At 73.2% G+C, this 22,086-nt stretch carries 22 protein-coding genes and 1 riboswitch; of the genes, 12 read left to right on the forward strand and 10 right to left on the reverse strand.

All coding sequences use genetic code 11. From position 1 onward, the window contains the following. The first annotated feature begins 79 nt into the window (after positions 1-79). Positions 80-1,099, forward strand: coding sequence for an OmpA family protein (locus ACI796_RS02395; protein ID WP_456939664.1), 1,020 nt, complete (start codon positions 80-82; stop codon positions 1,097-1,099). A 14-nt stretch (positions 1,100-1,113) separates the two neighbouring features. Here ACI796_RS02395 and ACI796_RS02400 read toward each other — a convergent pair whose 3' ends face one another. After that, positions 1,114-1,632: an HAD domain-containing protein gene (locus ACI796_RS02400; RefSeq protein WP_456939665.1), complete on the reverse strand. Its 519-nt coding sequence runs from the start codon at positions 1,630-1,632 to the stop codon at positions 1,114-1,116. Positions 1,633-1,801: 169 nt separating this feature from the next. Between ACI796_RS02400 and ACI796_RS02405 the strand changes: the two genes are divergently transcribed. The 3 genes from ACI796_RS02405 (at position 1,802) to ACI796_RS02415 (ending at position 5,004) form a co-directional block, all read left to right on the forward strand. Then, positions 1,802-2,383 carry a TerD family protein gene (locus ACI796_RS02405; protein WP_456939666.1) on the forward strand — a complete coding sequence of 194 codons (582 nt, stop codon included), beginning with the start codon at positions 1,802-1,804 and terminating at the stop codon, positions 2,381-2,383. 27 nt (positions 2,384-2,410) lie between these two features. Further along, positions 2,411-3,511 carry a DUF475 domain-containing protein gene (locus tag ACI796_RS02410; RefSeq protein WP_456939667.1) on the forward strand — a complete coding sequence of 367 codons (1,101 nt, stop codon included), beginning with the start codon at positions 2,411-2,413 and terminating at the stop codon, positions 3,509-3,511. A 239-nt stretch (positions 3,512-3,750) separates the two neighbouring features. Continuing rightward, complete coding sequence (locus tag ACI796_RS02415; protein WP_456939668.1) at positions 3,751-5,004, forward strand: hypothetical protein; 1,254 nt, start codon at positions 3,751-3,753, stop codon at positions 5,002-5,004. A 184-nt stretch (positions 5,005-5,188) separates the two neighbouring features. On the opposite strand, the gene ACI796_RS02420 is transcribed toward ACI796_RS02415, so the two are convergent. Next, positions 5,189-6,397 (reverse strand): hypothetical protein, encoded by a 1,209-nt coding sequence (locus ACI796_RS02420; protein ID WP_456939669.1) that lies wholly within the window; start codon positions 6,395-6,397, stop codon positions 5,189-5,191. A 164-nt stretch (positions 6,398-6,561) separates the two neighbouring features. Between ACI796_RS02420 and ACI796_RS02425 the strand changes: the two genes are divergently transcribed. Continuing rightward, positions 6,562-7,293, forward strand: coding sequence for an endonuclease/exonuclease/phosphatase family protein (locus ACI796_RS02425; protein WP_456939670.1), 732 nt, complete (start codon positions 6,562-6,564; stop codon positions 7,291-7,293). 54 nt (positions 7,294-7,347) lie between these two features. On the opposite strand, the gene ACI796_RS02430 is transcribed toward ACI796_RS02425, so the two are convergent. Beyond that, complete coding sequence (locus ACI796_RS02430) at positions 7,348-8,205, reverse strand: trypsin-like serine protease (RefSeq protein WP_456939671.1); 858 nt, start codon at positions 8,203-8,205, stop codon at positions 7,348-7,350. Between the two features lie 210 nt (positions 8,206-8,415). Here ACI796_RS02430 and ACI796_RS02435 point away from each other — a divergent pair, with 210 nt between their 5' ends. Both ACI796_RS02435 and ACI796_RS02440 read left to right on the forward strand, forming a co-directional pair. Continuing rightward, positions 8,416-9,810, forward strand: coding sequence for a DUF4407 domain-containing protein (locus ACI796_RS02435; protein ID WP_456939672.1), 1,395 nt, complete (start codon positions 8,416-8,418; stop codon positions 9,808-9,810). Further along, positions 9,803-10,396, forward strand: coding sequence for a hypothetical protein (locus ACI796_RS02440; protein WP_456939673.1), 594 nt, complete (start codon positions 9,803-9,805; stop codon positions 10,394-10,396). Before ACI796_RS02435 ends, ACI796_RS02440 begins: the two co-directional genes overlap by 8 nt. Positions 10,397-10,406: 10 nt before the next feature. Here the strand turns inward: ACI796_RS02440 and ACI796_RS02445 are convergent, their stop codons facing one another. Continuing rightward, complete coding sequence (locus ACI796_RS02445) at positions 10,407-10,769, reverse strand: DUF1330 domain-containing protein (protein ID WP_456939674.1); 363 nt, start codon at positions 10,767-10,769, stop codon at positions 10,407-10,409. 105 nt (positions 10,770-10,874) lie between these two features. On the opposite strand from ACI796_RS02445, the gene ACI796_RS02450 reads away from it, so the two are divergent. After that, positions 10,875-11,468 carry a VOC family protein gene (locus tag ACI796_RS02450; RefSeq protein WP_456939675.1) on the forward strand — a complete coding sequence of 198 codons (594 nt, stop codon included), beginning with the start codon at positions 10,875-10,877 and terminating at the stop codon, positions 11,466-11,468. An 81-nt stretch (positions 11,469-11,549) separates the two neighbouring features. Here the strand turns inward: ACI796_RS02450 and ACI796_RS02455 are convergent, their stop codons facing one another. The 3 genes from ACI796_RS02455 to ACI796_RS02465 are packed head-to-tail and all read right to left on the reverse strand — an operon-like array spanning position 11,550 to position 13,980. Continuing rightward, positions 11,550-11,996 carry a hypothetical protein gene (locus ACI796_RS02455; protein WP_456939676.1) on the reverse strand — a complete coding sequence of 149 codons (447 nt, stop codon included), beginning with the start codon at positions 11,994-11,996 and terminating at the stop codon, positions 11,550-11,552. Between the two features lie 44 nt (positions 11,997-12,040). Further along, positions 12,041-13,447: an ADP-ribosylglycohydrolase family protein gene (locus ACI796_RS02460; protein ID WP_456939677.1), complete on the reverse strand. Its 1,407-nt coding sequence runs from the start codon at positions 13,445-13,447 to the stop codon at positions 12,041-12,043. A gap of 35 nt (positions 13,448-13,482) precedes the next feature. Then, the gene (locus tag ACI796_RS02465; protein WP_456939863.1) at positions 13,483-13,980 is read right to left on the reverse strand and encodes a DUF2510 domain-containing protein; all 498 of its coding nucleotides are present in this window, start codon (positions 13,978-13,980) and stop codon (positions 13,483-13,485) included. 156 nt (positions 13,981-14,136) lie between these two features. Here ACI796_RS02465 and ACI796_RS02470 point away from each other — a divergent pair, with 156 nt between their 5' ends. The 3 genes from ACI796_RS02470 to ACI796_RS02480 all read left to right on the forward strand — a co-directional run bounded on the left by ACI796_RS02470 (position 14,137) and on the right by ACI796_RS02480 (position 18,602). Next, complete coding sequence (locus ACI796_RS02470; RefSeq protein WP_456939678.1) at positions 14,137-17,409, forward strand: TM0106 family RecB-like putative nuclease; 3,273 nt, start codon at positions 14,137-14,139, stop codon at positions 17,407-17,409. After that, positions 17,406-17,897 carry a hypothetical protein gene (locus ACI796_RS02475; protein WP_456939679.1) on the forward strand — a complete coding sequence of 164 codons (492 nt, stop codon included), beginning with the start codon at positions 17,406-17,408 and terminating at the stop codon, positions 17,895-17,897. The genes ACI796_RS02470 and ACI796_RS02475 overlap by 4 nt, the downstream gene beginning before the upstream one ends. Before the next feature lie 87 nt (positions 17,898-17,984). After that, entirely contained in the window at positions 17,985-18,602 is a 618-nt protein-coding gene (locus ACI796_RS02480; protein ID WP_456939680.1) for a hypothetical protein, read from the forward strand. Between the two features lie 37 nt (positions 18,603-18,639). Here ACI796_RS02480 and ACI796_RS02485 read toward each other — a convergent pair whose 3' ends face one another. The 3 genes from ACI796_RS02485 to ACI796_RS02495 form a co-directional block, all read right to left on the reverse strand. Beyond that, the gene (locus ACI796_RS02485; protein WP_456939681.1) at positions 18,640-19,815 is read right to left on the reverse strand and encodes a DUF222 domain-containing protein; all 1,176 of its coding nucleotides are present in this window, start codon (positions 19,813-19,815) and stop codon (positions 18,640-18,642) included. A gap of 49 nt (positions 19,816-19,864) precedes the next feature. After that, the gene (locus tag ACI796_RS02490) at positions 19,865-20,779 is read right to left on the reverse strand and encodes a carbohydrate kinase family protein (protein WP_456939682.1); all 915 of its coding nucleotides are present in this window, start codon (positions 20,777-20,779) and stop codon (positions 19,865-19,867) included. Between the two features lie 61 nt (positions 20,780-20,840). After that, positions 20,841-21,353: a C40 family peptidase gene (locus tag ACI796_RS02495; RefSeq protein ID WP_456939683.1), complete on the reverse strand. Its 513-nt coding sequence runs from the start codon at positions 21,351-21,353 to the stop codon at positions 20,841-20,843. Between the two features lie 12 nt (positions 21,354-21,365). Further along, positions 21,366-21,517, reverse strand: a riboswitch (cyclic di-AMP (ydaO/yuaA leader). Between the two features lie 359 nt (positions 21,518-21,876). On the opposite strand from ACI796_RS02495, the gene ACI796_RS02500 reads away from it, so the two are divergent. Beyond that, complete coding sequence (locus tag ACI796_RS02500) at positions 21,877-22,035, forward strand: hypothetical protein (protein WP_456939684.1); 159 nt, start codon at positions 21,877-21,879, stop codon at positions 22,033-22,035. Positions 22,036-22,086 lie beyond the last annotated feature (51 nt).

Genomic DNA, 22,086 nt, shown 5'->3' on the forward strand with positions numbered 1-22,086 from the left:
GACGGTCGCCGCCTCGGCCGCCCTCCTCGCCGGCGTGGCGGGTTGCGGAGGTGACGACGGTCCTGACCCGACCGGCGGCGTGGCCTTCGTCGTGGGCGCCCGGAGCAACATGCCGGCCCCGCGCCTGGACGGCCGGGCGCTCGACGCCCTCGACACCGCACTGGAGGACCAGTCGCTGGCGGCGATCGTCGTGGCGGACGGCGAACCGCACCTGGTGGGCACCCAGCAGTTGGTCGCCGAAGGGGCGACCGGCCCGGCGCGGGAGGCCAGCAGGGAGGACAACCGCCGGGCGGTGGAGGAGGGGCTCACCACGGCGGAGGCCGACGACGAGGAGGTGGACCTCCTCGCGGCCGTCGACCTGGCCGTACGGAGCATCTCGTCGGCCGAGGGCCGGCACACCGTGGTGGTCGTCGACTCCGGGCTGTCCACCGCGGGGGCCGTGGACTTCCGGCGGTCCGGCCTGCTCGACGCGGACTCGGACACGTTGGCCGGCGAGCTGGCCGAGGCCGGTCGGCTGCCCGACCTCGAGGGCGTGACGGTCGTGTTCCAGGGGATCGGGGACACCTTCGCCCCGCAGGCCCCTCTCGAGCGGCCGCAGCGGACCAACCTCATCGACATCTGGACGGCCCTCGCTCGCACGGCCGGCGCGGCGGACGTCGTCGTCGAGGAGTCCCCGCTGACCCAGCCGCCCGCGGTGCTCCCCGCGGTGACGCCCGTCGAGGTGGCGGGTGCGCAGACCTGCACCGTCACCCTGACCGAGGACGCCGTGCGGTTCGTGGCGGACAGCGCCGAGTTCCTCGACCGGGATGCGGCCGTGGCCGCCCTGACGCCCCTGGCGCAGCAGCTCTCCCGGCCGGGCGTCTCGGCGACGGTCACCGGGACCACCGCGGACGTGGGGGACCTGGACGGTCAGCTCCAGTTGAGTCTCGAGCGCGCGCAGGCGGTCGAGGAGCTGCTCGTCGACCTGGGTGCCCGGCCGGACGGCATGACGGCCATCGGCCTCGGCAGCGACTTCCCCGAGTACGTGGAGGAGCCGGCGGAGGAGAACCGCAAGGTCGTCGTCCAGATCGTCGGCGGCGCCGGCCTCACCTGCGGCTGACCGGCCGCGGAGGATCACAGCCACGCCTCGATCTCGTCCAGCTGCGCGTGGGTGAGACCGACGTAGAGGTCCGGCGCGACCACCAGGACGTGCGGGTGGGCGGCCAGCCAGTCGCCGGTGTCGGCCGCCTGCTCGGCGAGGTCGTCGTCGATCCACACGATCCGCCGGTCCGGCTCCGCCGCGGCCACCTCCTGGGCGACGGCCAGCTTCCACCAGCCCGACTCGCCCCAGAGCGGTCCCAGGAAGCCGGTCGGCGCGGAGTCGGTGCGGGCGTGGGTCTTGAGCCCGCGCGGCAGGCCCATCGGCTCGGCCAGCAGCCGATCGGCGTCCGTCGTCCAGGTGGTCAGCCACTGGATCTCGACCCGGCCCGACTCGTGCAGCCCCCGCAGTCGCGCGGTGACGGTCGGGTCCCAGGACAGCACGAACCCGTTGAACGTGCCCCGATGCCAGCCGTCGGGCAGCGTGCGGACGGGTGCGTTGAGCACCCCGTCGACGTCGAGCAGCAGGATCGGGCGGTCGCCGGTCGGGGCCATGGCCGCTCCCTACCCGCGGCGTCTCGCCCGGCTCTCGGTCCGTGCGCACCCGTCACAGCCACCCCGCCGACGCGGAGGTCCGTGGTCTTCCGGACCGGTGTCGGGCAGCATCGGCGGCCGTGCCCGGAGCAGCCGCGGAGCTGCGCCAGAACCGAACGAGGGGAGCAGCATGTCCGTCGTCCTCACCAAGGGCGGGAACGTCTCGCTGACCAAGGAGGCCCCGGGCCTCCGCGCCGTGAACGTCGGCCTCGGCTGGGACGTGGCCACCTTCTCGACCACCGAGTACGACCTCGACGCCTCGGCGATCATGGTCGACGAGCGGGGTAGGGTGACCCCGGACGACAACGGCTTCGTCTTCTTCAACAACCTGCGCAGCCCCGACGGCTCCGTCGTGCACACCGGCGACAACCTCACCGGCGAGGGCGAGGGTGACGACGAGGTCATCCAGGTCGACCTGACCGCCGTCCCGCCGCTCGTGCAGAAGATCGTCTTCGCGGTGTCCATCTACGACGCGGACACCCGCCGGCAGAACTTCGGCGGCGTCCGCAACGCGTTCATCCGCGTCGTCGACCAGGTCACCGGCCGCGAGATCACCCGCTTCGACCTGACCGAGGACGCCTCGACGGAGACCGCGATGGTCTTCGGCGAGCTCTACCGCCGCGACGGCGACTGGAAGTTCCGCGCCGTCGGCCAGGGCTACGCCAGCGGTCTTCGCGGCATCGCGCAGGACTTCGGCGTCGACGTCGCCTGACCCCCGTACCCGAGCAGAAAGCACCCCGTGATCCGCTACTTCGGCTTCTCCGTCTTCCTGACGGCGGCCGCCCTCGTCACCGCCGTGCTCTTCGGCGGTCCCGCCGCACTCCTCGCCGTCGCCGTGCTCGGCGTCCTCGAGGTCTGCCTGTCCTTCGACAACGCCGTCGTCAACGCCAAGGTGCTCCGGAACATGAGCCCGCTGTGGCGGAAGCTGTTCCTCTACGTCGGCATCTTCATCGCCGTGTTCGGCATGCGGCTGCTGCTGCCGATCCTGCTCGTCTCGGTGACGGCGCAGCTGTCCATCCCCGAGGTCTGGGACCTGGCGCTCACCGACCAGGAGGCCTACGCCGAGAACGTCGAGGCGTCCGCCGAGGCGATCTACACCTTCGGCGGGATCTTCCTGCTGATGATCTTCCTGAACTTCGCCTTCGACGAGGAGCGCGACGTCCACTGGCTCGCCTGGCTGGAGAAGCCGCTGGCCAAGGCCGGCAAGCTGCCCTACCTGTCGATCGTCATCGCGCTCGCGGTCATCTACACCGGCTCGCAGATGGCCGACGACGACAAGTACGGCACCGTCCTGCTCTCCGGCCTCGCCGGCCTGTTCACCTACCTGCTCATCGGCGGGCTCAACGAGCTCATGGAGTCCGACGACGACGAGGACGAGGAGTCGACGCCGTCGGCCACCGGCACCGCCACCAAGGCGGTCGCCGGCGCCGGTGCCGCCGCGTTCCTCTACCTCGAGGTGCTCGACGCGTCGTTCAGCTTCGACGGCGTCATCGGCGCGTTCGCCATCAGCAGCGACATCCTGATCATCGCCCTGGGCCTGGGCATCGGCGCCTTCTGGGTGCGGTCGCTGACGATCTTCATGGTCGACCGCGGCACGCTCGAGCAGTACCGCTACCTCGAGCACGGCGCCATGTGGGCGATCGGCGTGCTCGCGACGATCATGATCCTCGAGCTGCGGTTCCACATCAGCGAGTACGTCACCGGCCTCACCGGCCTGCTGTTCATCGTCGCGGCGGTCGTCGCCAGCGTCGTCGCGCAGCGGCGGGAGGAGGCCCACGAGGTCCCCGCGGCGTCGACCGACGAGGACCCGCAGCCCGAGCGGGAGACCGTCTCGGTCTGACCGCCTTCCCTGTACGACCCGGTGCTCCGGCCGCCTCGCGCGGCCGGGGCACCGGCGTCTGAGCGGTGCATTCGGAGAGCGCCGGCGTCAACGCACGGAGCCGGTGAGACGGATGTGAGAACGGTGGAATCGGTTTCGGGCCAGGTGGAGCGCGCGGACTGTTGACCTTGAGCGCCGTGCGCTGTCTTCCGAAGGTCTGGACGCCCACAGCTCCGCCCGCTCGCGACCTGGAGACGACGATGACCAGCGAAGTCCAGCTGATCAGTGACGGTGATGGCCTGGCGGTCATCGGCGATCGGGCGGCGGTCGAGCGCTTCCTCATCTCCGAGAGGCTGGCCTACGGGTCTCGCGAGCTGCCCAGGCTCGGGAGTGTGCTCAGCCGTGCGGCCGCGCTCGCGGACGCCGGCTCGACGATCGGGGAAGCGTCGGGGCGGTGGGTGAAGCTGACCAAGCAGTCGGCGGATCTGGTCGCGAAGCACGGGCTGATGCCGACCAAGAAGCACGGCGTCAGCCACGCGATGATCGGAGAGCCCGGATCGATACAGAAGTGGCTGCAGATCGCGCAGGGGCCCGGCTCGAAGGCGGCCAATCCGGCGCTGCTCAGCGGTGCTGCGGGGATCATGACGCAGCTCGCCATGCAGCAGGCCATGGACGAGATCACCGACTACCTCGCCACGATCGACGAGAAGCTCGATGACGTGCTGCGCGCCCAGGAGGACGCCGTCCTTGCGGACATGATCGGGGTGGGCTTCGACATCGACGAGGCGCTGACCATCCGGGAGCACGGCGGTCGGATCAATGAGGTGACCTGGTCGAAGGTGCAGGCCTCGTCGTCGACGATCGCGCGGACCCAGGCGTATGCGTTGCGCCAGCTCGACGCGCTCGCGGAGAAGGTGGAGCGCAAGGCGAAGATCGGTGACCTCGCCAAAGCGACGAAGGACGTCGAGACGAAGGTCGGTAGCTGGCTCGCCGTCCTGGCCCGGTGCTTCCAGCTGATGGATGCCGTGGCGGTGATCGAGCTGGACCGGGTCCTGGACGTGGCTCCCGACGACCTGGACGGCCATCGCCTCGGGTTGAAGGAGGTCCGACAGAAGCGGCTGGAGGCGATCGCGCAGACCACGGAGCGCCTGCTGAGCCGCATGACTGCAGCAGCGGCCACCGCCAACTCGAAGGTGCTGTTCAACCCGGTGGCGTCCCCGGCCGTCGTGCAGTCCAGCGAGTACGTCGTCACCGCCATCGGAGACCTCCACGGACGGCTCGGTATCCAGTCCGGACGGGAGTCACTGGAGGCGAGGGGCTGGACGGACGCGGCCTCCGAGCTCCGCGACCGGGTCCTGGAGACCGGAGCGGACGGCGTGGACGCCTCACTGCGCCTCGGTAGCGAGACCTTCGACCGCGCCCGGTCGGTGACGGGCCGGATCTCCAGCGGGATCGCCGCGCGCACGTTCGGTCGGCGCGCGGATGACGACGGACGTGACGGCGCCGTCGAGTAGGCGCTGGCCTAGGGATCCTGCGGGATTCACGTTCTTGACGCTGCCGTTCCTCGTCAGCATGGCCGTCCCCGCGGCGTCGTCCGACGAGGACCCGCAGCCCGAGCGGGAGACCGTCTCGGTCTGACCGTCGCTCCTGCACGACCCGGTGCCCCGGCCGCCTCGCGCGGCCGGGGCACCGGCGTCTTCACCCGACGAGGACGGCGAGGTCGGCGGTGAGGTTCTCGTCCTGCTCGCAGGCGACGGTGACGGCGACCGTGCGCCCGTCCGCGGCGAGGGCGAGCGGCGCGGGAATCCCGTCCGGGCACAGCTCGACGTCGGCGACGGTCTCCCCGGTGGCGAGCGCGACGGTGGCCAGGCCGACGCCGGCCTCCGGCCGCCCGTGCACCAGGTAGATGTGCTGCCCGCCCGGCTCGGCGGCGAGGTCGGTGCCCGAGCCGGGCAGGACCGCGGTGGCCTGCACGGCACCGTCCCGGACGGTCACCAGCCGCGGCTCGCCGGTGTCCCACTCGCCCGCGACGACCGACACCACCGTCGTCCCGTCGGCCAGCACGGCCAGCGCGTAGCCGGTGCTCTCCGGCTCCTCGACCAGCTCCACCGGCTCGCCGGCGGGCAGCAGGTCGGCGTCGTACTGCGCCAGGACGACGCCGTCGACGTCGCCCTCCGCGTCGCGGTCGACGGTCACCAGCGCCGCCAGGCCGCCGTCGGGACGCAGGGCGACGTCCCGCGCGACCGCCTGGCCCGGCGTCTCGACCTGCAGCGGCGCGCTGGCGGTGACCTCGCCGGTGGCGACGTCGACGGTGGCCAGGCGGCTGACGGTGTCCCCGTCGACGTACCACTGCAGGCTCGCGTGCAGCGTCGTGCCGTCCGGGGAGAGGACGCCGGTGCCGGTGTCGGGGGTGCCGAGCTCGGCATCGGCGGCGATGCGCCGGACGTCGGGCTCGTCGCCGCCCGGCTCGAGGACGGCGAGGGCGAGGTCCAGCTCCCGGCCGCCGCCGCTGGTGTCGGCGGGCACGATCGGCACGAGGGCGACCACCGTGCCGTCGGGCGCGACGTGCACCTCGCCGAGGTCGAGGGCGGGCGGGCCCTCGGTCACGGTGTCGACGACCAGGCCGCCGTCGCCCGGGACGAGCTCGACCAGGACGCTGCGGTGGTTGCTGGCGAGGTCGCCGGTCATGAGGACGACGAAGCCGCCTTCTGGCGTCGCGGCGACGTCGGAGAGGCGCACGTGTCCCTCGACGTCCGCGTCGACCTCGACCTGGCCGAGGACCTCGGTGAGCGGTCCGGCGGCGGCCGGCCCGGCCGGCTCGGCGACGCCGACGACGGAGGTCGAGCAGCCGGCCGCGAGGACGGCGGAGGCGAGCAGCGCGGCGGCGCCGGGACGGGACGAGCGCATGGGGGAGTGCTCCTGAGGTGCGTGGGTTGGTGCCCGCACCCTCGGCCGCCGCGCTTGCGGCGCCCTTGCGTCTCGCCAACGCGGGTGACGCGCGCCGCGCGCCGACGCCGTTCCGGTACCAGGACGCGTCAGGGTGTCGGTGAACCGAGCACCTGAGGAGCACCGTGCGCATCGGAACGTGGAACCTGCGGCTCTGCCCGAGCCCGTCGTCGGTGAAGGGACAGGCCATCTCGGCCTGGCTCAACGGCCAGAAGGCCGACCTCTGGCTGCTGACCGAGGTGCACCAGGACTGGGACCCGCGCGGTGGCTCCTTCACCGTCTCGCCGCCCCGGAGCTTCGACGGCGACAAGCCGAAGCGGTGGGCCGGCATCGAGACGAAGCTGCCCCTGACCCCGGTGCCGGCGGGCGGTGAGCACCCGGGGGAGGAGGGGCTCGTCCTCGCCCGCGTCGAGGTCGACGGGACGACGGTCCTGGTCGCCTGCTCGGTCCTGCCGTGGAAGGGGGCCCACGAGTACTGGCACGGGCTCCCGACCGGTCAGTTCGCGCAGTTCGACCTCGTGCTGCAGCACCACCTCGAGCGGATCCGCGGTGAGCGCCGTGAGGGTGAGCCGCTCGTCTGGGGCGGGGACTTCAACCAGCCGCTCCAGCGCCCGCTCGACGGGACCACGGTCGCCGGGATGGCCGCGCTCCAGTCGGCGTTCGACTCGCTCGGGCTGGTGGCGCTGACCGCGGAGGCCGAGCACCTCAACGGCCGGATGCGCTCGATCGACCACCTGGCCGTCAGCGAGCACTTCGCCGGCAGCGCTGCACAGACGCACCGGCCGACGTGGCCCGACGGCAGGAACGTCAGCGACCACGCCGCCTACACGGCCGACGTCGACCTGCCCCGGACGTGACGGAGGCCGTCCCACCGCGGTCAACCGTGGCGGGACGGCCTCATCACGAGTGCGTCAGAGGGTGACGCGCTCGATGTCGTACCACGCGTCGTCGCCGACGGTCGCCTTCAGCCAGTCGAGGAAGGGCTGCTGGTCGACCCGGTAGCCGAAGCCGGTGCCGGCGCAGGCGCCGTTCATGACGAACGAGTTGACCGCGGTCACCGTGTCACCCACGAGGACCGGGCCGCCGGAGTCACCGAAGCAGGTACCGCCGCGGCCGCTGCCCGGGTTGGTCGACAGCTTCACGTTGTAGCCGCCGGCGTTGGTGCCGTTCAGCCCGATGATGAAGCTCTCGGCGGTCAGCCGCTCCCGGTAGGCGACCTGCTTGGTCTGGCTGCCGTTGCTCTCCTGCACGCCGTAGCCCGAGCTCGTCGTGGTCGCCGAGTTGCCCGGGTGGTTCGCCTTGTACTCGTCGAGGTAACCGGCGCCGGCCAGGGAGGCGTACTCGTTGATGTCGTAGGTGTCCTCCACCGACTGGTCGAGGATCAGCACGCCGGCGTCCTTGGTCTCCGGGATGTTGCCGAGACCCTCGTAGCCGTACGAGTAGAGCTCGTGCGACTCGACGCCACCGCTGGTCGGGTAGCCCGGCACCTTCGCCTGGACGTCCTGCTCGAAGTACACCCGCGCGCTGGCCGCCAGGGTGCCCTCGTCGTCCGAGGTCACGCAGTGCCCGGCCGTCAGGAAGACGGTGTCGGTCAGCAGGGTGCCGGAGCAGCGGTGGGAGGGGGTGCCGTCGGCGTTGTAGAAGACGGCGAGGCCGACGTAGTCGTGCACGGTGTCGTCGGTGAAGTTGCCCGTGATCGCCTGCGCGGCGGTCCCTCCGGCCAGCAGCATCGCCGACGCCAGTGCCACCGTGGTCACGGTCTTCCGCATCCGGTTCCTCCCTCGGTTCCGAGCCGGTCCAGCACCGGCCGCCGAGAGGTCAGACAGGGTGACTAACGGCACGCCAGAGCGGAGCCGGACCATTCCGTTCGGTCACGTGGGGCTCGTGTGACGACGGTGTCCCGCCTCGCGCGCCGACTGCCGATGGGGCAGGGGAGCGGCGGACGAACCACGACCCCCGGCGCTCGGGGAGTGCACTCCATGGCTGGACGACGACGGCTCCAGGACCGCCTCGCGGTCCTCGGCGGCGCGCGGCCCGACCTGCTCGAGGCCGCGCCCGGCGCGCGTCCGCGGTTCGCCGCGCTCGGCGGGGTCCTGCTCAGCACCGGCGGGCTCGCCGTCGCCTCGGCGTCGTTCGCGCTGCACATGGCCCTCGGCGTCTGGTGGCCGTTCGCGCTGGTGCTCGGCCTCGGCTGGGGCGCCGTCGTGGTCAACCTCGACCGGATGCTTCTCGTCGGCATGGCGCACGACGCCTCGCTCAAGCGCAACCTCGCCCTCGCCGTCCCGCGCGTGGGGCTGGCGCTGATCCTGGGCGTCGTCGTCGCGACGCCCCTGACACTGCAGGTGTTCCACAAGGAGATCGACGCCGAGATCACCGTCATGCAGGCCGAGGCCGCGGACGCGTACCGGCAGTCGCTGGAGTCCGACGCGCGCTTCGCCGGCCTCGACGAGCTGCAGGAGCGGGTGACGCAGGGGCAGGACGTCGTCGCCACTGGCGGGCAGAGCGACCCGGCGCTAGCCGCCGTGCAGGCCGACGTCGCCGCCAAGCAGTCCGCCTACGACGCCGCCCTCGCCACCCAGCGCGACCTCGAGGCGCGCGCCCAGTGCGAGCTCGACGGCACCTGTGGCACCGGCGACCCGGGCACCGGCGACGCCTACGTGCAGGCGCGCGCCGCGGCCGACGCGCAGGCCGGCGTCGTCGCCTCGGCCCGCGCGGCCCTGGACGACGCGCAGGAGGCGGCCTCCGATGCCGAGTCGCGCAGCGCCGACCTCGCCGCCGCCGCCCTGACCACGGACCAGGCGGAGCTCGCCCGGCTGACCGCCGAGCTGGACCGGCTGCAGGTCGCGTTCGACGCCACCAACGAGGGCTCCGGCGGCATCCTGCTGCGGCTGGAGGCGCTCGACCGGCTCAGCGACCGCAACGCCACGCTCGCCGCGGCGAAGTTCATGCTGTCGCTGCTGTTCATGTGCGTCGAGATCCTGCCGGTGCTCATGAAGGTGCTGCTCAACTTCGGTCCGCCGACCGCCTACGACAAGCTCGCGGCGCTGCGCGACACCGGCGACGTGGACATCGAGGAGATGCAGCAGCAGTCGCGGCGCACGGTGGCCGAGGCCAAGGAGGAGATGCTGGTCATGGCCGAGCAGGAGCGGCTGGACCGGCAGAAGGCCGCCATCCGCGCCCGCCACCTCGCCGCGCTCGCCCAGGCGCAGGTCGAGGCCGAGGAGGCCGCCCGACCGGTGCCGCAGCCGGCGCCGCCGGTCGACGAGCCCGTCCAGAAGATCTGGGACACCGGCCCCATCCGTCTGGCCCGCTCCGCCGCGCGCACCATCCGCCCGACCCGCCGCCCGGGTGGCCGGGTGACCTCCGGTGTCTGACGCCGGGACGACGGCCTGGGGCCCGCTGCCGCCGGCGCGCATCCTCAGCGGGGACGAGCCGATCGACGGCGCCGGGGCGAGGCTGCGCGACTTCTGGGCGTGGGCCTACTCGGACCTGCGCACCAACACCGTGCGCCCGATGCTCGCCGAGTACCTGGTCGCCCGGGCGGTGGGGGCGGACCTGCGGCCGCGCGTCGAGTGGGACCCCTACGACGTGCTGACGCCAGACGGGCTGCGGCTGGAGGTGAAGTCCGGCGCCTACCTGCAGGCATGGGAGCAGTCGAAGCTGTCGTCGATCACCTTCGGTGGCCTGCGCGCTCGCCTCTGGACCGACGGGGGTCCCGTGGGGGAGCCGACGTACAACGCCGACGGCTACGTCTTCGCCGTCCTCACCACCACCGAGCACGCACTGTACGACGCGCTCGACCTCGGCCAGTGGTCGTTCTGGGTGCTGCCGCGCTCGGTGGTCGAGGCGACCGGGCAGTCGAGCGTGGGACTGGCGCGGGTCGAGGCGCTGGCCGGCCCGCCGGTGGGCTACGCCGAGCTGGCCGGCCGCATCCGCGAGGTGGTCGTCCCCACGGCCTGACCGCGCCCGGTCACCAGGAGCTGGTCGGCTGCAGCACGGCCTCGGTCAGCGCCTGGGTGCGCAGGTGCGTGACCTGCTGGTACTCGGGGTCGGCGACCATGCGGCTGAAGGCCTCGCGCGAGGGATAGCGGACCAGCAGCACCGCGTCCCAGTCCTGGCCCTGCTCGGCCACCAGTGGGGTGCCGCCGTCGCCGGCATAGAGGACCTCGCCGCCGTAGCGGGGGAGGAATGTCTCCGACAGCGCCTGCGCGTACCGGTCGTACGACTCCCGGCCGCCCTCGGCGAACCGGAGCAGGTTGAGCATCACCACCGGCCCGCCCGGGTCCTCCTGCAGGTAGCGCTTGAGGTCGGCTCCGCGCGGGTCGATCGCCATGTCCGGACGCTAACAAGGGACGTCGCCGGTGCACTTCCGCGGATGTGCACACCGGATCCCGTGGGGGGGTGCCCTCGCCGCGTGGCGCGGCGGCACACTGGAGACGTGCTCGAGCTCGACCACGTGCTCTGCATGGCCAGTCCGGAGGAGGCCTGGGCCGAGCGGCTCACCGCGGCCGGCTGGGAGCTCGACGCCGGGACGGCGCACCCCGGGCAGGGCACCCGCAACCGACGGCTCCTCCTCGCCGGGCACTACCTGGAGCTGGTGTGGGTCGAGGACCGCGCCGAGGCCCGCGGCAACCCGCTGAGGCTGGACCGCCGGGCCGACTGGGCCACCACGGGTGCCAGCCCGTTCGGCATCGGGCTGCGCGGCCGGCTCCCACCCGAGCAGGAGCCCGCCTTCTGGCCGTACGCCGACCTCGGCTTCCCGATCTGGGTGCACCGCGACGACGAGCGCCACCCTGCACGCCCGCTGGTCTTCGTGCTCGACGTCCCGCTCCGCCGCCGCGCCGGCACGGCCCCGGCTGCCGGGGCGCTGCAGTGTGTCCACCACGTCGGGCCCGCCGGGGCGGACGTCCCGCGCTACGCCGGTCCGCGGCTCGTGCACCGCCGTGGCCGGCACCGGCTGGAGCTGGTCGTCGACGCCGGCCGTCCTGTCCAGGTGTCCGACCTGCTGGCCATCCGGATCACCGACGTCTGACGTCGGTCGACCGAGTGGTCCGCGCGAAGTGAGGACGGCGGCGAGGGCGTCCAGTCGTACGCGTTCCATGCCCTGGAATGCTCAGCCGGCTGGCGTCGACCGCTCGAACTCCTGCTCGATCGACCGAATCGTCCGCGCGTCGGAGATTGCTGCCCATGAGCGGGTGACCCAGCCGTTCTCGATACCGAGACGGTTGGCAGCATTGGCCGGGAAAGGGTCGAAGACAGGCTGAGTGAACTCGTGGGTGACGCGGATCGGGATCGTGCACCCGTAGCGGTCGTTGTCCACCCACGGTTCTGTGCCGCGCATCGGGGCAGCGGGTCCAACGGCTTCAGCTCTTGCCAGCAGTCCTCCGTTGTGTCGGAGGCCGCCCGCCTTCCAGATGTAGATGACGTCGTTGCTCACCACGGCTCGTCGGGCTTCGAGTGCCACAGCGTCGGGGATTCCGAGGAGGCCATTGTCCTTGCAGGCGTCCCAGTTCGCAGAGCGGTCGCCCTGCAGGTTGATGCTGGCGATGAAGTGAGACATTCACTCTCTATTTCTCGGTCGGAGACATCACATGCGCTGGGATCTCAGGCGGTATGGCTGCGTTCCAGCCGCTCCAGCGCTGCGGTGAACGAGTCGTTCCACAGGCCGAGGTGCGGCCAGCGCTCGGCGACGTGCGCCGTCGCCTGGTCCGGCGTCATGCCCTCCTCGCGGACCAGCCAGGCGCGCAGCACCAGGCCGGTGCGCGAGGCCCCGCCGTGGCAGTGCACGAGCACCCGGTGGCCCTCGGCGCGCAGCGCGGCGAGGTCGTCGAGGACGTCGGCCAGCACGACGTCGACGTCGACGTTGTGGCTGTTGTCGGCGATGTAGGCCATCCGGTGCAGCGTGTGCGGGAACGGCTCCGCCAGCCGGCACAGGCTGATGACGGCGAAGTCCTCGTCGCTGGCGCGGGCGCCGTCGAGGTTCCCCGCCCAGATGCCGGGCAGCACCTCCGCCGGACCGATCCGCGGGATCACGCCCGTCTCGGCCTGGAAGAACTCCTTGCCGTCCAGAGCGGCGGCCAGCGGCAGCAGGTCGGGCAGCCGCCACACGCGGTCCCCGTATCCGGGCACCCGGCCGTGCACCACGGACGCCCACCGCATCGGGATGCCGCCCATCCCGTACACCGCGCCGGCCAGCCCGCCGGCCACGCAGGCGACCGTGTCGGTGTCGCCGCCGAGGTCGACCACCAGGCGCAGCACCTCCGCGAAGTCGCGCCCGTGCCGCAGCGCCCACAGCGCCTGGCCGAGCGTCGGCCACACCGCGCCGTTGGACTCGGTCGCCATCGAGGGCTCCCAGTCCGGCGCCAGGACGGCCGCCCACCGGGGACGGTGCTCCTCCGCGACCAGCGCGAGCGCCGCGGGGACGGCGGCCAGCGGGTCCCCGCCGTCCAGCGCCACCCGCACGAGCTCGTGGAAGACGGCGCAGCCCTCACCGGCCGCCGGGTCGCCGTGCGTGAGCGCCGAGATGCGCCGGGCGGCGTCGACGGTGGCCTCGGTGCCGGACCGGGAGAACCAGATCGCCGCCGGCGTCGTCCGCATCAGCGAGCCGTTGCCGGCCGCGCGTCCGGTGCGGGCGAAGTGCTCGGCCGCCGCGCGGTCCCACGGCAGGCCGGAGTCGAACACCGCCCGCGTCTGCACGCCGATGTCCGGCGGGCCGGCCGCCGCCCAGGTCGCGAACCGGTCGTAGACGTCGGCCTCGTCGAGCCCGTCCCGCTCGACCAGTGACTGCGCCACCAGCAGCGCCATCTGCGTGTCGTCGGTGAACTCGCCCGGCTCCCACCCCAGCGACCCGCCGCCGCACATCTCGGTCGCCGATCCGCGCGCGGCCACGGGGAAGCGAGCGGAGAACGCCCCGGCCGGGCCGAACTCGAACGGCGCCCCGAGCGCGTCGCCCACCACCGACCCGACGAGCGCACCCGCCACCCGGTGCGAGCGGTGCAGTCCTGCGGTCACGTACTCAGTCTCCGTGACGGGCTGACGGCGCCGCCTTACGCGCGGGGCTGCGTGTGTTCCGTCCACCGCATCCCGTCGAACCACCGCACGAGCCGGGGGTCCTGCTGATCCGGATACCAACCCGCCGGCGGAGCCGGGGGAACGGGCCGCGGAGGCGGGGGCGTCGGTAGGGCGTGCGGGAGTGCCGGCGGACGAGGGTGCAAGGGCTGCGGCGGGACAGGTGGCTGCCCCGGCCGGGACATTTGTGTGAGGGCCTGCAACTGCTGGAAGTGCATCTGCTGCTGACCCCCGGCCTGGACCTGCTGTTGGACTGCCGCGTACTCGCCTTGAGTGATCAGCTGGCGTTGGTGCTCGAGTGCCACAGCCTGTTGCGCCACCTGGGCGCGCGCTGCGTTCCGTGTCTGCCTGGCATAGCGCGTCATGCGGTCTTCCTGGCTGCGGAAGGACACCGCTCCCACGGTGAAGATCGAAGCCGTCTTGCGCAGCAGTCCCACGGGCTCGTTCCTGTCTTCGGGGTGGTCAGCGCTCCGCATCGTCACTCGCCGGCAACCCCAGCGCAGTCACCCGGACGGGTGCCTCGTGCGCGGTCGGTGTCACTGCGCGTCTTCTGATGGTGTGGGACAGGGGCACGCACGCCTCCGGCGCGGAAGACCCCGATCACGGCCGCCGCATGAGACCGTCCCGTCTCGATGTACCGCACCGACGGCTCCCTGGTCCTGAGCCCCACCGACCTGACCCGCCACCAGGCCTGCGCGCACCTCACGACGCTCGACCTCGCCGTCGCCGACGGCCGGCTCAAGCCGCTCGCCGAGGGCCCGGGCGACCACGCCGCGCTCATCGCCGACCTCGGCACCGAGCACGAGCTGCGCTACCTCGACGCGCTCGAGGCCGAGGGCCGCAGCGTCGTCCGCATCCCGGCCCGGTTCGACGCCGCGGGCCGCCGCGAGGCCGAGGCGATGACCCTGCAGGCCATGCGCGACGGCGTCGACGTCATCTGGCAGGCCGCGTTCTTCGACGGCGTCTGGGGCGGCGCGGCCGACTTCCTCCTGAAGGTGCCCACCCCCTCGGCGCTGGGGGACTGGTCGTACGAGGTCGCCGACGCCAAGCTCGCCCGCCGCGTCAAGGTGCCCGCGCTGCTGCAGATGGCCACCTACGCCGAGCGGCTCGCCGTCCTCCAGGGCAGGCAGCCCGACCGCGTCTGCGTCGTCACCGGCGACGGCGTCACCAACCCGTGGCGGCTGGTCGACGTCGCCGCCTACGCCCGCCGCGCCCGCGCCCGGCTGACCGCCTTCGTCGCCGACCCGCCGGCCACCGAGCCGGTCCCCGGCCCCTACTGCAGCCAGTGCACGTGGAAGCCCAAGTGCGACGCCGAGCTGCAGGACGCCGACGACCTCAGCCTCGTCGCCGGCATGCGCCGCGACACCCGCGACGCCCTGCGCGCCGCCGGCATCACCACCCTCGAGCAGCTGGCCGACGCCTCGCCCGAGACGCTCAAGGCGACCCGCATCGGCGCGGCCACCCGCACCCGGGTGCAGGAGCAGGCGCGCCAGCAGCTCGACGAGCGCCGCACCGGCGTCCCCAGCCGCACCCTGCTCCCGCCGGTCAAGGACCTTGGCCTGCTGCGGCTGCCCGCGCCCAGTCCCGGCGACCTCTACCTCGACTTCGAGGGCGACCCGCACTCCGCCGACGGCGCAGGCCTGGAGTACCTGGCCGGCGTCGGACGGCGGGACGGCAGCTTCACCGCGCTGTGGGCGCACGACCCCGCCGCCGAGAAGCAGATGGTCGCCGACCTCATCGGCCTGATCATCGCGGCCTGGGACGCCGACCCCGGCATGCACGTCTACCACTACGCCGCCTACGAGGTCAGCGCGCTGAAGCGGCTGACCGGGCGGTACGGCGTCCGCGAGGCGGAGCTCGACGAGCTGCTGCGCAACGAGCGGTTCGTCGACCTCTATCCGGTCGTCAAGCAGTCGATGCGGATCAGCAAGGGCTCGTACTCGATCAAGAAGGTCGAGGCGTTCTACGGCCGGCAGCACACCGGCGACGTCGCCGACGCGATGAGCAGCGTCATCGCCTACGAGCAGTGGCTCGCCGACCGCGACGACGCCCGCCTGAAGGCGATCGAGGACTACAACAAGGACGACGTCGACTCGACCCGCGAGCTGCACGACTGGCTGGAGACCCAGCGCGAGGAGCTCGAGCGGGAGTTCGGCGGCCAGGACCGCCCACTGGTGTCGGAGGCCACCGGCCCGACCGAGCGGACCGAGTCCGACCTCGCCGAGCTGGCACTGGTCGATCGGCTCAAGGACGCGGGGCACGGCCTGCTCGGCGACCTCGTGCAGTGGCATCGCCGCGAGGCCCGCCCCGGCTGGTGGGAGTACTTCGCCCGCAAGGAGCTCGACGACGACGCGCTCGTCGAGGACGGCACCGCGCTCGGCCGGCTGACCGCGCCCGTCGAGGTCGGCCAGGAGAAGCGCTCGAAGCTCTACGAGTACCGCTTCCCGCCGCAGGACACGAAGCTCGCGGTCGGGTCGACGGCGGTCGACGTCGACCAGCGGGTGAGCGTCGGGACCGTCGTCGCGCTGGACGCCGTCGCCGGGCGGGTCGTCGTCAAGACGGCCAAGGTCCCGGCGACCCCGCGCGGGCTCGGGCCCAGCGGCCCGCTCGACGACAAGGGCATGCGCGCGGCCATCGCCGCGACCGCGTCCGACGTCCTCGAGGGGCGCGACTGCCTCGGGCAGGCGCTGCTCGAGCGGCGGGTGCCGGCCGACTGCCGCCGCCTGCCGGACGAGGAGGCCGGCGACGCCGTCGTCCGGCTCGGGCTGCGGCTCGACGGCGAGGTGCTCGCGGTGCAGGGCCCGCCGGGCAGCGGCAAGACGCGGGCGGCGTCGCGGCTGATCCGGGCGCTGCTGGACGCCGGCAAGAAGGTCGGCGTCACGGCGACGTCCCACGCGGTGATCGGCAACGTGCTGTCCGCCGTCGGCCGGCCGGCGCTGCAGAAGTGCGAGGAGAAGCAGGCCTGCGGCGCGCCGGGCGTGGAGTGGTCGAAGGACGGCAGGGAGGTCGCCTCCCGGCTGCTGGACGGCGACGTGTCGCTGGTCGGCGGGACGGCGTGGTTCTGGACGCAGCCCGACCTCGCCGAGGCCGTCGACGTGCTCGTCGTCGACGAGGCGGGGCAGTTCTCGCTGGCCAACGCGGTGGCGGTGGCGCGCTCGGCCCGGTCGCTGGTGCTGCTCGGTGACCCGCAGCAGCTGGCCCAGCCCACGCAGGGCGTGCACCCCGGCGAGTCCGGGCTCTCGGCGCTGGAGCACCTGCTGGAGGGGCACCCGACCGTGCCGGTCGGCCGGGGCGTCTTCCTCGACACGACCTACCGGATGCACCCGGCGCTGACCGCGTTCGTGTCCGACCTCGCGTACGAAGGCCGGCTGGAGTCGGCGCCGCTGCGGGAGCGGATCACGGTGCGGCCGGGCGGGCTGGTGTCCGGGGCCGGGCTGGCGGTGCGGTACGTGGAGCACACGGTGGCCGCGTCGGCGTCCTCGATGGAGGAGGCGGCCGAGGTGGCCGCGGTCTGGGAGTCGCTGCAGGGCGTCGGCTGGGTGGACGCCGAGGGCGCCGAGCGGCCGATCGGCCCGGACGACGTGCTCGTCGTCGCGCCGTACAACAACCAGGTGGCGCTGATCCGCTCGCTGCTGCCCGACGGGGCGCGCGTCGGGACGGTCGACCGGTTCCAGGGGCAGGAGGCGCCGGTCGTCGTCTACTCGACGACGTCGACGTCGGCCGACGAGGCGCCGCGCGGGGTGTCGTTCCTCTACGACCTCAACCGGCTCAACGTGGCGGTGTCGCGGGCGAAGGCGCTGGCGGTGGTGGTGATGAGCCCGCTGCTGCTCGACGCCGCGGTCCGGACGCCGGAGCAACTGCGCCAGGTCAACGCCATGTGCCGCCTGGCCGAGATGGCGCGGTGAGCGCCGACCTGCCGGACGACCGGGAGCCCGAGCCGTCCACGTCCGACGACGCCGCACTGGCCTCGCTGCTCGGCGTGCCGGTCAGCGCTCTGGTGCGGGCGCTGGGTGCCGGCTGGCAGGAGGTCGACACGTCGAGTCCCGTGGGGCCCGAACTCCTCGGGTACCAGCGCTGGTTCGTCTCCGGGCGGCCGGCGCAGGTGGCGGTCGGCTGGGACGGCTTCGTCTTCACTCTCGCTCGTCCCGAACCCCGGTGGCACGGGGTGTGGCCGTTGGTGTGGGAGTTCGTCGCCGACCGGAGTTTCCAGGCGGAGGAGGTCCTCTTCGAGCCAGAGGTCCTCGCCGCGGCAGCCGAGGAGATCGCCCGTCGGCGCCGTCGGACGTTCCGCTGGTGCCCGATGTGCCGCGAGGTCAACGCCCGCGAGCACGTCCACGACAACACCGGCCTGTGCATGAGCTGCGCCGAGCGGTTCCTCGGCGTCAAGTACTGATCCACAGCAGGGAGAGGAATGACATCCCAACGACCCGGTGGCGTCCGGGCCTGGCGCGGGCCCGGCAGCTGGTACCTCCTCGTCACCGTGTTCTCGGCCGGCGTCTTCGCGGCCATCCCGTTCTGGCATGCAGCGGGTCGACTGCGCGATGCATCTGCACGTCTCTGGGCCATCGCTTACAGCGGCTGGGGCGTCGCTTTCATCCTGGCAGGGAACCTGCTGTCCGACGATCGTCCCGGGAGGACCGCGGGGGCCGGGCCCGAGTGGCTGAACGATGCGCTCGCGTTCGTCGTCCTGGTTCTGCTGGTCGTCGCGTGCTTCCGTCTGCAGCGGTTGCGCAGTCACGTCTACGAACGCGAGCTCGCACTGATCGGGGCGGACCCTGCGATGACGCGCGCGCTCGAAGCACGACGTCGGAGGGACGAGGCGCGCTCGCTGTTCATGCGGGACCCGGCCTTGGCGCGCGAACTGGGGATCGGTCGTCCCGATCTCGGGCGGGGATACGACGACGGCGGCCTCGTCGACATCAACACCGCCCCTGCGGCCGTCATCGCGTCCCGGCTGGAGCTGGACACAGCCACGGCTCACGCCATCGTTGATGCTCGCTCGGTCCGCGGTGGCTACTACGCATTGAGTGAGCTGTTCATCGACGTCGCCTTGCCGGTGCATGCGCAGGAACGACTGAACGAGAGGACGGTCCTCTGATTCGGTCGGAGCCTGGACCCCGCGTAGTCCGGACGCGTCAAGCGACAGGGGCGAGGAGTGGGGTCGGGACGGTGATCGCCGACCCGTCGGGTCGGTAGGTGCGCCAGGTGCCGGTCGGTTGTCGTTCGACGCGGAAGCCGTGGTGGACCTTCGTGTGGTGGCGCTCGCACAGCAGCGCCGAGTTCTCCAGGCTGGTGTCGCCGCCGTCGATCCAGTGCACCAGGTGGTGCACGTCGCACCACCAGGTCGGGGCGCCGCAGCCGGCGAACACGCATCCGCCGTCGCGGAGTTCGGCGGCGCGGCGGATGTGCGGGCTGGCCAGCCGCTGCTCCCGGCCCAGGTCCAGCGGTACCCCGTCGGGACCGAACACCACCCGGGAGATCGTGCCGTCGCAGGCCAGCCAGCGGGCGCGGGCGGCGGAGATGGTCACTCCCGAGCCCAGCGTGGCGGCGTTGCGACCGGTGCCCGGAGCGGCCAGGTCAGCGAGGTCGATCCGCGCCACCACGTGCGGCTTGTGCCCGCGCAGCAGCGGCAGGCTCCCGGCCGCCAGCACGTTGTCGGCGACCTGGACCAGCGCATCCCCGAGGCGCTGGGCGCGGGTGCGGTCGTCCCCGGCGGGGCGGTCGGCCTGCACGTGCGCCTCCAGCGCGGTCTGCAGCTTCTCCCCGCCCACCGCGTCCAGGTGCCCGCGGATGGAGAGCGAGCCGTCGGCGTGCCTGGCCAGCGTCAGCGACCGGCCCTCGGTCGGGTCGGGCTCGGGCCCGTCGGGATCGAGGTCGTTGCAGTAGTGCTGCACCACCTGGACCAGATCGGAGTGCTGCCGCTCGACCGCCACGCCGGTGAGCACCGCGTCGATCACCGCCAGGTCCACGCCCTGCTCGAGCGCCGAGGCCAGCCGCTCGGGGGTCACCGCCCGCGCCGCGACCGCGACCTGCTCGGCCGACACCAGCCCCGTCTCGTGCGCCTCGGCCAGCGCCGGCAGGTGCTCCAGCGCCCGGCCGTTGCGCACCAGCCGGGAGGCCTCCACCGTCGACAGCCGGCAGTGCCCGCGCAGCCACGAGGCCATCGACCTCAGCCCGTCCCGCTCGGGCGCCTGGGACAGCTCCGCGGCCCGCACCGCCCGCGCCAGGCGGGCGTCGATCCGGTGGCGCTCGGCGACCAGCGCAGCGACGTCGTCGAGGACGTCACCGCCGCCCGGCTCCTCCGAACACATGATCGAAGTCTAGCCGATCCGACACTCGCACGCAGCATGAATCCGCAGGTCAGCGGCCCGATTGCGGCGGCTGAGCGCCGATCACTCCGGCCACCACGGCGGCCGCCGCATGACCGGCCCGGACGGCGTCCAGCACGGACGCACCCGCGCGCCAGCCGGTCAACAGCCCCGCCGTGAACGCATCGCCGCAGCCCGTCGTGTCGCGGAGCCCACCTGCGGGCAGCGGCTCGACCGGCACCTCCACCGTGCCCGCCACCGTGACGACCCGAGTCGGGGCAGCGCCGGCGTGAACCAGCACCAGCGGCGGCGCGCAGGCGGGCCGGTCGCCGTCCAGACCCAGGGCGCTGGCCTCGGCGGCGTTGCAGCAGAGCACGTCCGGACGCAGCCCGGTGAGCAGGTCGGCGTAGGCACCCACGCCGTGGGCAGAGATCCGGGCGGCAGCGGCGACGTCCACGCTCACCGGCACCCCGAGGTCGTGCGCCGTGTCGGCGGCGGCCCGCACCGCGTCGGGGTAGCGCAGCAGGTCGTAGCCGTCGAGGTGGACGACGGCCGCGCCGGCGAACCACTCCCGGCGGACGTCGGCCGGCTCCAGGCCGCCCTCCCCGCGGTCGGTCAGCACCGTGCGCTCGCCGTCGGGGTGCACGAGCACCGTCGCCAGCGGCGCGCGGCCGCGGCGGACCACCGCGATCTCGACGCCGCGCCCGGCGAGACCGGCCAGCAGCCCGTCGGCGAGCGGGTCGGCGCCGGCCCAGCCCGCGAGCCGCGCGGGCGCACCCAGGCGGGCCACGCCGGCGGTGACGTTGGCGGGCGCGCCGCCGGCCGTCGTCGTCCGCCCGACGCGCTGCTGGCCGCCGATCACCAGGGGTGCGGAGAGCACGAGCAGCTGGTCGGCGACGAGCTTGCCGACCGCCACCACCGGACCGGAGCCGGCCGGCCGCGGCCAGGGGGGATCGGCGGCGGTCACCACCCGAGGATGGGTCGGTGCCCCCGGCCGGGCGAGCCGGCCGGGGGCACCGTTCCGTGCGTCAGGCGACGCGGCGCGCGCCCGCGTACTCCGGCATCGAGTCCAGGTCGACCACGGCCACCGGCTTGCCGGCGGTCGAGGCGTGGACCATCTGGCCGTTGCCGATGTACATGCCCACGTGCGACACGGGGCTGTAGAAGAACACCAGGTCACCCGGCTGGAGGTCGGCCTTCGCCACCGGGGTGCCGAACGTCGACTGGGCCTTCGAGGTGCGCGGGATCGAGACGCCCGCCGCCTGGTAGGAGTAGCTGGTCAGGCCCGAGCAGTCGAAGCTGTCGGGGCCGGTCGCGCCGTAGACGTAGCGGTCACCGACCTGCGCGAGGGCGGTGTCGACGGCCGTCTGGGCCGCCCCGTTGGGAGCGGGCGCCGGTGCGGCGGCGACCGTCCCGGTACCGCCACCGCCCGTGGAGGCCGACGCCGGCAGGGGGGACAGGGCGATGCCGGCTCCGGCGATGGCCGCGACGGCGATGCCGCGGAACGAGCGACGGGCGGTGGACGTGCGTGCAGTCGTCATCGACGACGGTTCTCCTGTTCTCCGCGATCGCCTACCGGGTTAGCTGACGGGTTCGGACGGAGGAGTCGCCCGGCGCGACGGAGCGCGCTTCACCCCAGTGCTCACGTGGGTCCCCGGCCCGGTGCCGGCTGAGTTGCCGGCGTCCGGTTCGGCGTGTCCGGCGGGTGTCACACAGGGGGCGTGACGGTGGGTCCCGGCCGGACCGCGACGACGGTAGGGACGGGGGTTGCAGCACTCAACCGGACCGGAGTCGCGCCACGCCCGGACGCCGGTCGCGGACTTGACGCGGGCAGCGGATCCGAATCGCCCGCCTCACCAGGACCGGAGCCGGCGCCCCCGCCGTGCGAGATCCGGAGGGACGGCGCCGACACGCCGCGGCGGAGGAGAAAGGAGCCGGCGGTGTGCCCGTACAGCCCGTCAACGACCCGCCACGACCGGATCGGGGGACACAGCCGGGATCGCGACGGTTGCGCCGCCCGTTGTCGGGGCACCCGATGCAGTAACCGAGAGGAGGGAGCCCCCCATGGGGATGATGAGGAACCTGATCGCCTCGGGCGTCGCCGCCAAGGTCGTCCAGGAGCTCCGGAAGCCGCAGAACCAGGCCAAGATCAAGCAGTTCGTCCGCGACTTCCAGGCCAAGAACGCGAAGGGCGGCAAGGGCCAGTCCGGTCGCGGCTACTGACCCGCGGTCCCGATCGATCGCGGCCCCCGTCCCGGCCCGGGACGGGGGCCG

The organism is Geodermatophilus sp. SYSU D00525, from assembly GCF_054050475.1.

Excerpts from the sequence above, each read along its gene's own strand:
- ACI796_RS02455 (WP_456939676.1), bottom strand. The coding sequence starts at position 11,996 with ATGTCTCACTTCATCGCCAGCATCAACCTGCAGGGCGACCGCTCTGCG.
- ACI796_RS02470 (WP_456939678.1), top strand. The coding sequence starts at position 14,137 with ATGTACCGCACCGACGGCTCCCTGGTCCTGAGCCCCACCGACCTGACC.
- ACI796_RS02500 (WP_456939684.1), top strand. The coding sequence starts at position 21,877 with ATGGGGATGATGAGGAACCTGATCGCCTCGGGCGTCGCCGCCAAGGTC.
- ACI796_RS02465 (WP_456939863.1), bottom strand. The coding sequence starts at position 13,980 with ATGCGGAGCGCTGACCACCCCGAAGACAGGAACGAGCCCGTGGGACTG.
- ACI796_RS02415 (WP_456939668.1), top strand. The coding sequence starts at position 3,751 with ATGACCAGCGAAGTCCAGCTGATCAGTGACGGTGATGGCCTGGCGGTC.
- ACI796_RS02435 (WP_456939672.1), top strand. The coding sequence starts at position 8,416 with ATGGCTGGACGACGACGGCTCCAGGACCGCCTCGCGGTCCTCGGCGGC.
- ACI796_RS02495 (WP_456939683.1), bottom strand. The coding sequence starts at position 21,353 with ATGACGACTGCACGCACGTCCACCGCCCGTCGCTCGTTCCGCGGCATC.
- ACI796_RS02400 (WP_456939665.1), bottom strand. The coding sequence starts at position 1,632 with ATGGCCCCGACCGGCGACCGCCCGATCCTGCTGCTCGACGTCGACGGG.
- ACI796_RS02485 (WP_456939681.1), bottom strand. The coding sequence starts at position 19,815 with ATGTGTTCGGAGGAGCCGGGCGGCGGTGACGTCCTCGACGACGTCGCT.
- ACI796_RS02430 (WP_456939671.1), bottom strand. The coding sequence starts at position 8,205 with ATGCGGAAGACCGTGACCACGGTGGCACTGGCGTCGGCGATGCTGCTG.
- ACI796_RS02445 (WP_456939674.1), bottom strand. The coding sequence starts at position 10,769 with ATGGCGATCGACCCGCGCGGAGCCGACCTCAAGCGCTACCTGCAGGAG.
- ACI796_RS02405 (WP_456939666.1), top strand. The coding sequence starts at position 1,802 with ATGTCCGTCGTCCTCACCAAGGGCGGGAACGTCTCGCTGACCAAGGAG.
- ACI796_RS02420 (WP_456939669.1), bottom strand. The coding sequence starts at position 6,397 with ATGCGCTCGTCCCGTCCCGGCGCCGCCGCGCTGCTCGCCTCCGCCGTC.